The sequence below is a fragment of the Stenotrophomonas sp. 2YAF26 genome (genome assembly GCF_052114625.1).
Classification (GTDB): Bacteria; Pseudomonadota; Gammaproteobacteria; order Xanthomonadales; family Xanthomonadaceae; genus Stenotrophomonas; species Stenotrophomonas indicatrix.
The window spans coordinates 201,957-212,602 of record NZ_JBFRFC010000016.1; the positions used below are offsets into that span (position 1 = coordinate 201,957).

The window sequence follows — 10,646 nt, forward strand, 5'->3', positions numbered from 1 at the left end:
GCACTTGCATCCGTCAAGCAGGCGCTCAAAGCTCAAACGCATCAAACCGAATAACCTCATGGCCCAGCCACTCGTTGATGTCCGTCATGCGTGTCTGCTGCGGCGCTAGCTCCATCGCGGCCCACACCGTCGCGGCCTCGCGGATCGAGCCGAAGCCGCCACTGTTCTGCGGCACGATCCCCAGCAGCTGTGGGGGCGTCCCAAGCGATGCGAGCATGTCGTCCCGGGTGACGCTCTTGATGCCAGTGAACTCATCCTTGGCCGCCACTACGCTGACCGGGATCAGCTTCAAACCATCCTTGCTGCCGCCCGGCGAGTGGACGAACAGATTGCGGAAATTGCCAGGGCCACGGGACTGCCGCAGCGCCTCGCGCAGATTGTCCACGTCGCCGCCCTCGGGCTGACTATCGATCAGGTACAGAATAAAACCGGCGTGCGAGCCGTTGTTGTAATACTTGCGGCGGAACAGCGTCGCCGATTCATTGAGCAGCGCAGACTACGCTGCCGGCTTTAGCGCTTTGCACTGCACGGCCTGAAACACCGGGGCATCACGGACGGCGGCAACAAAGCTGCAGGCGACCACGTTACCGAAACGATGCGGCAGCGCTACGACCATGAACTGCCGGTGGTTCAACCGCCCGGCAAGAGGAACGCACTTGAGCATGGAACCACTTTAATTTTTCCGGCAATTTTTCCGGAGACACGAAAAAGGCGCCGCGAGGGCGCCTAAGTCGTTGAATGCAATGGTGGGCCGTGATGGATTCGAACCATCGACCAAAAGATTAAAAGTCTTCTGCTCTACCGACTGAGCTAACGGCCCATGCAAGGCCCCGGCCTTTCGGCGGGGTGGGCATTCTACCGTACTTTTCCGGGCGGGGTGAAGCCGGGGATCTACCAGGTTGCCGGCCAGCGGCCGGCACTACCCCGGCTGCGGGCTTCTAAACCTTTGCACCGCCCGCCGCATCTCACCTGCGACCCTGCCCCGGAGCAATGGATGCGCCTGCCACTGCCGCTGATACTTGCCTTGTTGCTGCCGTTCGCCGCCTCTGCCGCAGCGCCCACACAGGTGCGGACCGACGATATCGACCGCTTCTGGGCCACCTACGATGCGGTACTTGCCGAGCCCGATGGCGCGCAGCGGGTGGCCTTGGTCCAGCAGCGCTATATCGATCCGGGCAGCCCCGGCCTGCATGCGCTGATGGAGGTACGCAACTACACCGCCGCCGAGTACGCCGACGCAATGCGCGCCTGGCCGCGCTTCTGGGCTTCGGTGCGGCCGCTGACCACCAACGCACGGCAAGCCAGCGCTACGCTGGAGCGGGATCTGGCTGTGTTCCGCAAGCTCTACCCCGCCCTGCGCCCGGCCAGCATCACCTACGCGGTGGGCGTGCTGCGCACAGGCGGCACCACGCTGAGGGACCAAGTGCTGATCGGCGCGGAAATGGCACTCGGCGATGCAAGCGTGGATGTCAGCGAACTGCCGGAGCCGTTGCGCAGCCGCCTGCGGGTCTTCTACGACAGCACGCCTGGCGCGAACAACGCGCAGAACAACCTGCACGAGTACGTGCATACCCAGCAGCGCGAGACCACGGGATCGCTCGCGCAATATGCGGTGCGTGAGGGCGTGGCCGAGTACATCGCCGAGCGGGTCAGCGGTCGCCGCCCGGCACTGCCGCTGTACACCTATGGCCCGTTGCACGAAGCGGAGATCCGCGCTCGCTTCAGCGCGGAGATGGATGGCGATGCGCTGGACAACTGGCTGTACAACAGCGCCCACAATGCGTTCGGGGTGAGTGATGTGGGGTACTACGCGGGTTACCGTATCGCGCAGGAGTACATGCGCCGGCAGCCGGATGAGCAGGCGGCGATCGCACGGATGATCGAGCTGGGTTACAGCGATCCGGTTGCGGTGCGCGGTTTCATTGAAGCATCGGGTTGGTTGCGGCTTGCGAATGCCAACGAAGCTGCCGGCCAGCGGCCGGCACTACCCGAAGCCAGGCAGCGGTAGCGCCGGGACAGGGAGTGCGAACCAACGGTTCGCACCCACCAGGGTGGAGTTCGCACCCACCGATGAAGCCGGCCAGCGGCCGGCTCTACCGCCCGGTCAGGCGTACAACGTCGGGTCGGGCACGCCGGCGTCGGTGAAGCCCTGCGCGCGCAGGCGGCAGGCATCGCAATGCCCGCAGGCCGCGCCGCTGGCATCGGCGTTGTAGCAGGACACGGTCAGGCCGAAGTCCACGCCCAGTCGCACGCCTTCGCTGACGATCTGGCCCTTGCTGAGGAACTGCAGCGGCGCATGCACGGTGATGCCCGCGCCTTCCACGCCCGACTTGGTCGCCAGGTTGGCCAGCGCCTGGAAGGCGGCGATGAATTCTGGGCGGCAATCCGGGTAGCCGGAGTAGTCCACGGCGTTGACGCCGCAGAAGATGTCGTTGGCGCCAAGCACTTCGGCCCAGCCCAGCGCCAGCGACAGCATGATGGTGTTGCGTGCCGGCACGTAGGTGACCGGGATGCCCTCGCCGCCCGCCTCGGGCACGTCGATGTCGTCGGTCAGCGCCGAGCCGCCGATGCTGCGCAGGTCCACGTCCACGGTCTTGTGCACGATCACACCCTGGGCCTTGGCCACGCGTGCGGCGGCATCCAGCTCGGAGGTGTGGCGCTGGCCGTAACGCACGCTCAGGGCATGCACGGCGAAGCCCTGTTCCTGGGCCATGGCGATGACGGCGGCTGAATCCATGCCGCCGGAGAGAAGCACGACTGCCTTCTTCATGGGTAAATCATCCGGTTGGGGGAGAAAGCCAGCACGCTGTCCCGCGCCGGAGCTACATCAGGAAACACTGCGCCGGCTTATCGGCCCGGCTCGTCGTTCCACAGGATTTTATGCAACTGCATCTGGAAGCGCACCGGCAGCCGGTCTTCGACGATCCAGTCGGCCAGCTGGCGGGCAGTGATTTCACCCTTGCTGGGTGAGAAGAACACCATCGTGCGCTGCACCAGCTGGTGTTCGGCGACCATGGCCTTGGCCCAGTCGTAGTCTTCGCGGTTGCAGATCACGAACTTGATCTGGTCACGCGTGGTCAGCAGCGGCAGGTTTTCCCAGCGGTTGCGCGCGACCTCGGCCGAGCCAGGGGTCTTGATATCGACCACGCGCGACACGCGCGGATCGACGGCGCTGACGTCCAGCGCACCGGAGGTTTCCAGCGACACGTCGAGGCCGGCATCGCACAGCTTCTGCAGCAGCACCAGGCAGCGCTTCTGCGCCAGCGGCTCGCCGCCGGTCACGCAGACGTGGCGCACGCCCTGGGCCTGCACGTGGGCCACGATATCGTCGATGTCCCACCAGGTGCCGCCGTGGAAGGCGTAGGCGGTGTCGCAGTACTGGCAGCGCAGCGGGCAACCGGTCAGGCGCACGAACACGGTCGGCCAACCGGCGGTATCGGCTTCGCCCTGCAGCGAGGTGAAGATCTCGGTGATCTTCAGGCGTGGCAGGGGCGACTGCACGATCTCGCTGGGCGTGGCGACGGCGGCGGACGGGGAAACGGCGGTCATGGCGGGTACTTCTTGGCGGGGCACGTGGCGGGTGGGCTACCGTGGCCGGTAACGAAAGCAGCCGAGCATGGCTCGGCTCTACTGAAACCGGGCAGGCCTGGCCTGGCCGGAAACGAAAGCAGCCGAGCATGGGCTCGGCGCTACGGGACACATATTGTACGCCCGGTCAGCGGATCAGCGGATCTGATTGCCGAGGCGGATCGACTGCAGGCGGTCCTGCGCGGTACGCGCGGCATCCGAGCCCGGGTATTGCGCCACGACGGTCTCCAGCGTCTGCTGGGCCTGGTCGACCTTGCCCTCGCCGTACTGCGAGAGGCCGACCTTGAGCAGGCCGCCAGCGGCCTTGTCGTGGGTGGGATAGCGCGAGAGCAGTTCGCGGAACTGGGACTCGGCCATCGGGAAATTGCGGGTGGCGTAATAGCTTTCGCCCAGCCAGTACAAGGCATTGGGGGCGTAGACGCCGTTCGGGTACAGCTCCAGGAAGCTCAGGAACAGCTGCGCCGAATCATCGTACTTGCCCGCCTTCAGTGCGTCGAAGGCCACGTTGTAGGACGTACGCTCGTCACCGGTGACGGCCAGGCTGCCCGGGTCACCATGGACGGAAGGCGGCCGCTCGGAAGTGGCCGCCGCTGCGGGTTTTGCCGGGGCTGCAGGAGCCTTCGGTGCGCTCGCCGGAACAGCAGGCAGGGCCGGGGCGGCAGAGCCCCCTTCCAACCGGTTCAGGCGGCTGTCCAGATCCAGGTACTGGTCCTGGGCGGACTGCTTGAGCTGGGCGTTGTCGTGTTGCAGTTGTTCGATCGAGGCCTGCAGGCTGGTGACCTGCTGCCGCAGCTGGTTGATCTGGTTCAACAGGTCCTGGTTGGCACTGTTGTTGTACATCTGCTGCTCGAGCGAACCGACACGGTCGGCCAGGCTCTGGCGTTGTGCATGCGCCGGTGCGGCAGCCACGAGGGCTGCCGCAACGACCAGCATCAGTTTGATGCCAAGGCGCATGGATTACTGCGCGGTGTAGACGATTTCGACGCGACGGTTCTGCGACCAGCAGGACTCGTTCGACTCGGTGCAGACCGGACGCTCTTCACCGTAGGACACGACGGTCAGCTGCGAAGCCGAGCCACCGTTGGCCTGCAGTGCCGAGTTGACGCCGTTGCCACGACGCTCGCCCAGGGCCTGGTTGTACGCGCGCGAACCGCGCTCGTCGGTGTGGCCCTGCAGGGTGATGCGCGAGGACGGACGGTCACGCAGGTACTTGGCGTGGCAAGCCATGATGGCCTGGAATTCCGGCTTCACGTCTTCCTTGTCCAGGTCGAAGTAGACAACGCGCTGGCGCAGGCAGGCATCGGTGTCCAGGTCGCCCGGGCCGTACAGGCCGGAGGTGGACGGACCGGTCGGGGTGGTGGTCGAGGTGCCGGTATCGACCGGAGCCGGGGCTTCTTCCTTGACCTTCTTCGAGCAACCGGCCAGGACGGCCACAGACAGCAGGGAAACAAGCAGAACGCGGGTGGACTTGTTCATGGCGATACCTTTGTGGCTCCTAAGCCGATGAGGGGTTCAATACAGAGAAAATATTAACACTCTTTTAGCGCTGGGTACGGTATGGGGACCATGCCGGCTCGCGCACATCACCGTCTGCCAGAACCAGGCGCTGGCGCACGCGCGCATCGGCCGAGACGGCGTACAGCACACCACGACCACCCTCACGGGCGGCATACAGCACCATGCTCGCGTTGGGCGCGAAGCTCGGCGATTCGTCCAGCGAACCCGGCGACAGCGTGCTCCAGCGGGGCGAACCCAGCGAGCTGTCCATCAGGGCGATCTTGTAGCTGTTGCCCGAACCCTGGGCGACGGCGATCTTCTTGCCGTCGTAGGAGACCGAGGGCTTGGCGTTGTAGTTGCCCTGGAAGGTCACGCGCTCGGCGCTGCCACCACCGGCACCGACCTTGTAGACCTGCGGACGGCCGCCGCGGTCGGAGGTGAAGTACACCGCGCTGCCATCCGGCGCCCAGGTCGGCTCGGTATCGATGGCGAAGTGGTTGGTCAGCTGGGTCAGCTGCTTGCTGCCCAGATCCATCACGTAGATTTCCGGGTTGCCCGAGCGCGACAGGGTCAGGGCCAGCTTGCGGCCGTCCGGCGAGAAGGCCGGGGCGCTGTTGATGCCGCGGAAGCTGGTGACCAGCTCACGGGCGCCGGTGGAGATGTTCTGGATGTAGATGGCCGAATTGCCACGCTCGAAGCTGACGTAGGCCAGCTTGTTGCCATCCGGGCTCCACGACGGCGACAGCAGCGGCTCGGCCGAACGCACGATGGTCTGCGGGTTGAAGCCGTCCGAATCGGCCACCATCAGCGCGTAGCGCATGGCGTCGCCCTTGCCGCTGGCGGTCACGTAGGCGATGCGGGTCCAGAAGGCACCACGGACACCGGTGATCTTCTCGTAGATGGCATCGGCCATCTGGTGGGCAACGTCGCGCATGGCATTGCCACGTGCGGTCATCGCCAGGCCGAGCAGGCGCTCACCCTTGGGCACGTCGAACAGTTCGTACTCGACGCGGTAGGCGCCGGCACCGGCGTCCATGACACGGCCGACCACGATGTAGTTCTGCTTCAGCGCGCGCCAGGTGGCGAACTGGATGTCACCGCCACGGATCGGCCTTTCGACGATCTGCGCTTCGGGCAGCGTGCGGAACTGGCCCGAACGTTCGAGGTCGGCACGGACCACGCCGGCGACGTCGGTCTGCGGAGCACCGGCTGCACCCTGGTAGGGCATCGGCACGATGGTGATCGGGAGGGCGGAGGCATTGCCGCCGATGATGTCGATATCCAGCCCCTTCTGCTGCGCGACGGCAGCAAAGGGCAGCAACAGGGCCGCAAACACGGCAAGCCAGCGAGGCATCTTCTTCATGGAGCGCTCAAATAGGGGGAACCGGAACGAGGGATAACAAAACGGCAGTGAACCGCTTCGCAATCATGAACCAAGGGTACGTGAATTCCTGGTCAGTGCCAGCCGGGTCTCTCACATGCCGTTAACGTCGCGGCCAACTTTCGTGCGGATGACTCGTCCCAAGCATGGCGTGGACGGGCCCATACGATCCAGAGCTAAAGGCGTCATTGGATGACGGGACAGCCCCAAAGGGCTGCCCTGCCCCGCGCCTCAGCGATCCTGGGCGGTGAATGTGAAGTTGATCGTGCGTGCGAATACCTGCTCGAAACCGCGGTACGGCAGCGGCTGGGCGTTGAGCACGGCGGCCTCGATCGAGCGCTTGCCGGCTTCATCGAACGGGCAGCCGGCGCTGACCGTGGCGCTGCGGACGGTACCGCCCGGCAACTGGTTGATGGTGATCTGGCAACGTTGGCCCAGCGGCACGCTGTCCGGACGCACCCACTGCGCCAGCACCTTGGCCTGGATGGCCGCCGCGTACTTGGCAGACAGATCATCACTGCTGCCACCACCACCGGCAGCCGGCTGTGCTGCACCACTGGCACCGGCAGCAGCCGTGCCTGCGGCATTGCGCGCAGCAGCGACCTCGCGCAGCTTCCGCTCGGCCAGCTTGGCTTCCTTTTCGGCCTGCTCGCGGCGGGCGCGGATGTCGGCGATCTTCTTCTGCTTCTCGGCCTCGGCCTTGTCAGCGGCCAGGCGCTCCTGCTCGGCCTGCTTCTTCTTGGCGTCCGCTTCCTGCTGCTTGGCCAGGCGCAGCTTCTGCTCGGCCTCTTCCTGGCGCTTGCGCTCGGTCAGGTCGATCTGCTCCTGGCGGCGCTTGGCTTCCTGCTCCTGCTTGGCCTTCTCCTGCGAGATGGCCAACGCGCTGACCGCGTCCTGGTCCTTGGTGTCGGGCTGCGCCACGCGTTCCTGCGCCTGTTGCTGCTGCGGCGTCGGTGCGTCCTGCGGGCGCGGCTCTTCAATCGGCTGCGGCGGCGGGATGGTGTCTTCCGGCACCGGGATCGGTTCGGCCACCGGCGGCGGCAGGTCTTCCAGCTTTTCCGACTGGCGCAGGGCCTGGCGGGCGGCAGCGGCTTCGGACGCGGACAGTGCCAGGCTGGCCTCGACCGAGGGATCACCTGCGGCGGCATCGGTATTGCGCTGCGGTGACCACAGCCAGGCGCCGATGAAGATCAGCGCGACCAGCAGGTGCACCAGCACGGCCAGCAACAGGGGCTGACCCCAGCCGGGCTCCTGCTTGTGCGGTGGCGACAGGACGTCAGTTCGCATCGGTGGCCAGGCTCACCTTGTCGACATTGGCGCGCTTGATCACATCCATCGCCGCGATGACCTTTTCATAGGCCACGGCACGGTCGGCGGCGACGATCACGCGCACATCCTTGTCCTGCGCGGCGATGCCGGACAGGTGGCCCTGCAGTTCCTCGGCAGTGACTGCCGTGGGCTCCTTGGCGTCGGGCAGCTTCAGGCTGAGCTGGCCGTCCTGGCGCACCGAGACGATCAACGGATCCTGCTTGCTTTCCAGCGCCTTGGCATTGGAATTGGGCAGGTCGACGTCGAAGGTCAGGGTGAGCATGGGCGCGGTGACCATGAAAATGATCAACAGCACCAGCATGACGTCGATATAGGGAACGACGTTGATTTCCGATTTCAGCTTGCGGCGCTTGCGGCGACCGATGGCAGCGGACATGGCTTGGACTCCCGGGTCTGGCGCTTACTCGTCGCCAGCGCTCTGGCGCTGCAGGATCGAGCTGAACTCGTCGGCGAAGGTCTCGAAACGCACCGACATGCGCTCCACGCGGGTGGTGAAGCGGTTGTAGGCCCACACCGCCGGGATCGCCACGAACAGGCCGATGGCAGTGGCGAACAGCGCTTCGGAGATGCCCGGGGCGACGGCGGCAATACCGGCCTGGGCGCCGCTGCTGATCATGTCGTGCATGGTCACCATGATGCCGAACACGGTACCCACCAGGCCCACGTAAGGGGCGGTCGAGCCGATGTTGGCCAGCAGCTCCAGGTTGCGCTCGAGCTGGTCGACTTCGCGGGTGTAGGTGGTGCGCATGGCGCGCTGGGCACCTTCCAGCTGGGCACGGCCATCCAGCCGGCGCTTGTCGCGCAGGCGGGTGTACTCGCGGAAACCGGCTTCGAAGATGGCTTCCAGGCCGCCGACATTGCGGCTGCGGTCGGTGGCCGAGCTGTACAGCTTGCCCAGGTCGGCACCGGACCAGAAGCGGTTCTCGAACTCGTCAGCTTCGCGGGTGGCCTGCTTGAAGATGCGGGCCTTGCGGAAAATGATCACCCAGCTGACGAACGAGCCGACCAACAGCGCCAGCACGATGATCTTCACCGGCAAGCTGGCCTTGGCCATCAGTTCGAGGTAGTTGATGCCGCCGCCGGTGGTGGCCTGGGCAAGGGTCTGGGTCGCGGCATTGCTGACGTCAGCCGGCAAAGCCTCGGTGACCGTGGCCTGCAGGGCCAGGAGCGTTGCGATCATCCGTTGTTCCTCAAGAGTTCTGTTCGGATTCGGGGTGGAGGTGGGGTTGCAGCGCGGCAAGGACGGCATCGTCCATGCCACGCGGGCGGAAACTGGCCGCGTCCAGTGCGGCGATGCGGACCTGTGCGGACAGCAGCAGCTGGCCGTCGCGCAGGACCTGCTGGTCGAAGACCATGCTGGCCTTCTTCAGCTGGACCAGGGTGGCGCTTACCTGCAGCTGGTCATCCAGCCGTGCCGGCTTGATGAAATCCATCTGCATGGAGCGCACCGCGAAGACCATGCCGTGCTCGGACCGCATGCGCTCCTGGCCGTAGCCCAGCGCGCGCATCCATTCGGTCCGGGCCCGTTCCATGAAGGCCACGTAGCGGGCGTGGTAGACCACGCCGCCAGCGTCGGTATCTTCCCAGTAAATGCGTGTCGGCCAACTGAATCGCGGTTCAACCGACATCGGGGACCTCGGCAAACAGGTCCTGTGGCGGGTTCTTCGGCTTCAGGCCCAGGTGCCGGTAGGCCTTGTGGGTCGCCATGCGGCCACGCGCGGTGCGCACCAGGTAGCCCTGCTGGATCAGGTACGGCTCGACCACGTCTTCCAGCGTGCCACGCTCTTCGGACAGCGCCGCAGCGAGCGACTCGATGCCGACCGGGCCACCGTCGAAGTAGTCGACCATGGTCTTCAGCAGCCGGCGGTCAAGCTCGTCGAAGCCTTCCGGGTCGACCTTGAGCATCTGCATTGCGGCCTGGGCCACGGTCTGGTCGATGTGGCCACCGGCCTTGACCTGGGCGTAATCGCGCACGCGGCGCAGCAGGCGGTTGGCGATACGCGGGGTGCCACGCGCGCGGCGCGCGATCTCCCCTGCCCCGTCGGCGGTGCAGTCGATGGCCAGGATCGCGGCCGAGCGGCGCACGATGCGGGTCAGTTCTTCGACGCTGTAGAACTCCAGGCGCTGGACGATGCCGAAGCGGTCGCGCAGCGGTGCGGTCAGCAGGCCGGCGCGGGTGGTGGCGCCGATCAGGGTGAACGGCGGCAGGTCGATCTTGATCGAGCGCGCCGCAGGGCCCTCGCCGATCATGATGTCGATCTGGAAATCTTCCATCGCCGGATACAGCACTTCTTCCACCACCGGCGACAGGCGATGGATCTCGTCGATGAACAGCACATCGTGCGGCTGCAGGTTGGTCAGCAGCGCGGCCAGATCGCCGGCCTTCTCGATCACCGGGCCGGAGGTCACGCGCAGGGCCACGCCCAGTTCGTTGGCGATGACGTGGCTGAGGGTGGTCTTGCCCAGGCCGGGGGGGCCGAAGATCAGGACGTGGTCCAGTGCGTCGCCACGACCCTTGGCGGCCTGGATGTAGATCTCCATCTGCTCGCGCACCGGCACCTGGCCGAGATAGTCGGCAAGTCGCTTGGGTCGGATGCTGGCGTCGGCGGCGTCATCCTCGCGGGTGGCGCCGGCGGCGATGATGCGGTCGTCGGTCATGTGCTGATTATGCGGTAAAAGCGGGGAGATTCGGCCGGGCTGCGCCCGGCACCCGCAGAAGCAACTGCAACTTCAACTGCCGAAGCGACAGCAGAAGCAGGTTTCCTGATGGATGGCGGGGTGGGTCCGGTTGCGGGGGACGCTGCAAGTACGTCCCTGTAAGCTCGGTCGCCGCATCCATGCGGCTCACGCC

General features: G+C 65.9%; 11 protein-coding genes, 1 tRNA gene and 2 pseudogenes. 2 read left to right on the top strand and 12 right to left on the bottom strand.

Annotated features, from left to right (window positions below):
* Positions 1–25 precede the first annotated feature (25 nt).
* Positions 26–496: pseudogene (locus AB4Y98_RS17010) on the bottom strand (phage portal protein); the annotation flags it as partial.
* Between the two features lie 18 nt (positions 497–514).
* Between AB4Y98_RS17010 and AB4Y98_RS17015 the strand changes: the two are divergent.
* Positions 515–730: pseudogene (locus AB4Y98_RS17015) on the top strand (hypothetical protein); the annotation flags it as partial.
* A gap of 14 nt (positions 731–744) precedes the next feature.
* On the opposite strand, the gene AB4Y98_RS17020 reads toward AB4Y98_RS17015, so the two are convergent.
* Positions 745–820, bottom strand: a tRNA-Lys gene (locus AB4Y98_RS17020).
* A 174-nt stretch (positions 821–994) separates the two neighbouring features.
* On the opposite strand from AB4Y98_RS17020, the gene AB4Y98_RS17025 reads away from it, so the two are divergent.
* A complete protein-coding gene (locus AB4Y98_RS17025; protein ID WP_442244769.1) occupies positions 995–2,008 on the top strand; it encodes a DUF2268 domain-containing putative Zn-dependent protease in 1,014 nt (337 codons plus the stop codon).
* Between the two features lie 96 nt (positions 2,009–2,104).
* Here the strand turns inward: AB4Y98_RS17025 and queC are convergent, their stop codons facing one another.
* The 10 genes from queC to ruvB all read right to left on the bottom strand — a co-directional run bounded on the left by queC (position 2,105) and on the right by ruvB (position 10,453).
* Positions 2,105–2,770, bottom strand: a complete 666-nt coding sequence (queC, locus tag AB4Y98_RS17030; protein ID WP_223496275.1) for a 7-cyano-7-deazaguanine synthase QueC — start codon at positions 2,768–2,770, stop codon at positions 2,105–2,107.
* Positions 2,771–2,847: 77 nt separating this feature from the next.
* Positions 2,848–3,549: a 7-carboxy-7-deazaguanine synthase QueE gene (gene queE, locus AB4Y98_RS17035; protein ID WP_442244770.1), complete on the bottom strand. Its 702-nt coding sequence runs from the start codon at positions 3,547–3,549 to the stop codon at positions 2,848–2,850.
* Positions 3,550–3,723: 174 nt separating this feature from the next.
* Entirely contained in the window at positions 3,724–4,542 is an 819-nt protein-coding gene (ybgF, locus tag AB4Y98_RS17040; RefSeq protein WP_088100990.1) for a tol-pal system protein YbgF, read from the bottom strand.
* 3 nt (positions 4,543–4,545) lie between these two features.
* A complete protein-coding gene (gene pal, locus AB4Y98_RS17045) occupies positions 4,546–5,064 on the bottom strand; it encodes a peptidoglycan-associated lipoprotein Pal (protein WP_025874668.1) in 519 nt (172 codons plus the stop codon).
* Between the two features lie 64 nt (positions 5,065–5,128).
* Positions 5,129–6,448, bottom strand: coding sequence for a Tol-Pal system beta propeller repeat protein TolB (gene tolB / locus AB4Y98_RS17050; protein WP_442244771.1), 1,320 nt, complete (start codon positions 6,446–6,448; stop codon positions 5,129–5,131).
* Positions 6,449–6,697: 249 nt separating this feature from the next.
* Positions 6,698–7,753 carry a cell envelope integrity protein TolA gene (gene tolA, locus AB4Y98_RS17055; protein WP_442244772.1) on the bottom strand — a complete coding sequence of 352 codons (1,056 nt, stop codon included), beginning with the start codon at positions 7,751–7,753 and terminating at the stop codon, positions 6,698–6,700.
* Positions 7,743–8,171 carry a protein TolR gene (tolR, locus tag AB4Y98_RS17060; RefSeq protein ID WP_313250166.1) on the bottom strand — a complete coding sequence of 143 codons (429 nt, stop codon included), beginning with the start codon at positions 8,169–8,171 and terminating at the stop codon, positions 7,743–7,745. Before tolR ends, tolA begins: the two co-directional genes overlap by 11 nt.
* 24 nt (positions 8,172–8,195) lie before the next feature.
* Positions 8,196–8,975 carry a protein TolQ gene (gene tolQ, locus AB4Y98_RS17065; protein WP_025874672.1) on the bottom strand — a complete coding sequence of 260 codons (780 nt, stop codon included), beginning with the start codon at positions 8,973–8,975 and terminating at the stop codon, positions 8,196–8,198.
* A 10-nt stretch (positions 8,976–8,985) separates the two neighbouring features.
* Entirely contained in the window at positions 8,986–9,423 is a 438-nt protein-coding gene (ybgC, locus tag AB4Y98_RS17070; protein WP_032975136.1) for a tol-pal system-associated acyl-CoA thioesterase, read from the bottom strand.
* Positions 9,413–10,453, bottom strand: a complete 1,041-nt coding sequence (gene ruvB, locus AB4Y98_RS17075; protein WP_100460134.1) for a Holliday junction branch migration DNA helicase RuvB — start codon at positions 10,451–10,453, stop codon at positions 9,413–9,415. Before ruvB ends, ybgC begins: the two co-directional genes overlap by 11 nt.
* Positions 10,454–10,646 lie beyond the last annotated feature (193 nt).

Coding starts and splice junctions, on each gene's coding strand:
- AB4Y98_RS17025 (WP_442244769.1), top strand. CDS start 995: ATGCGCCTGCCACTGCCGCTGATACTTGCCTTGTTGCTGCCGTTCGCC.
- queC (WP_223496275.1), bottom strand. CDS start 2,770: ATGAAGAAGGCAGTCGTGCTTCTCTCCGGCGGCATGGATTCAGCCGCC.
- tolB (WP_442244771.1), bottom strand. CDS start 6,448: ATGAAGAAGATGCCTCGCTGGCTTGCCGTGTTTGCGGCCCTGTTGCTG.
- queE (WP_442244770.1), bottom strand. CDS start 3,549: ATGACCGCCGTTTCCCCGTCCGCCGCCGTCGCCACGCCCAGCGAGATC.
- ybgC (WP_032975136.1), bottom strand. CDS start 9,423: ATGTCGGTTGAACCGCGATTCAGTTGGCCGACACGCATTTACTGGGAA.
- tolR (WP_313250166.1), bottom strand. CDS start 8,171: ATGTCCGCTGCCATCGGTCGCCGCAAGCGCCGCAAGCTGAAATCGGAA.
- ybgF (WP_088100990.1), bottom strand. CDS start 4,542: ATGCGCCTTGGCATCAAACTGATGCTGGTCGTTGCGGCAGCCCTCGTG.
- pal (WP_025874668.1), bottom strand. CDS start 5,064: ATGAACAAGTCCACCCGCGTTCTGCTTGTTTCCCTGCTGTCTGTGGCC.
- tolA (WP_442244772.1), bottom strand. CDS start 7,753: ATGCGAACTGACGTCCTGTCGCCACCGCACAAGCAGGAGCCCGGCTGG.
- ruvB (WP_100460134.1), bottom strand. CDS start 10,453: ATGACCGACGACCGCATCATCGCCGCCGGCGCCACCCGCGAGGATGAC.
- tolQ (WP_025874672.1), bottom strand. CDS start 8,975: ATGATCGCAACGCTCCTGGCCCTGCAGGCCACGGTCACCGAGGCTTTG.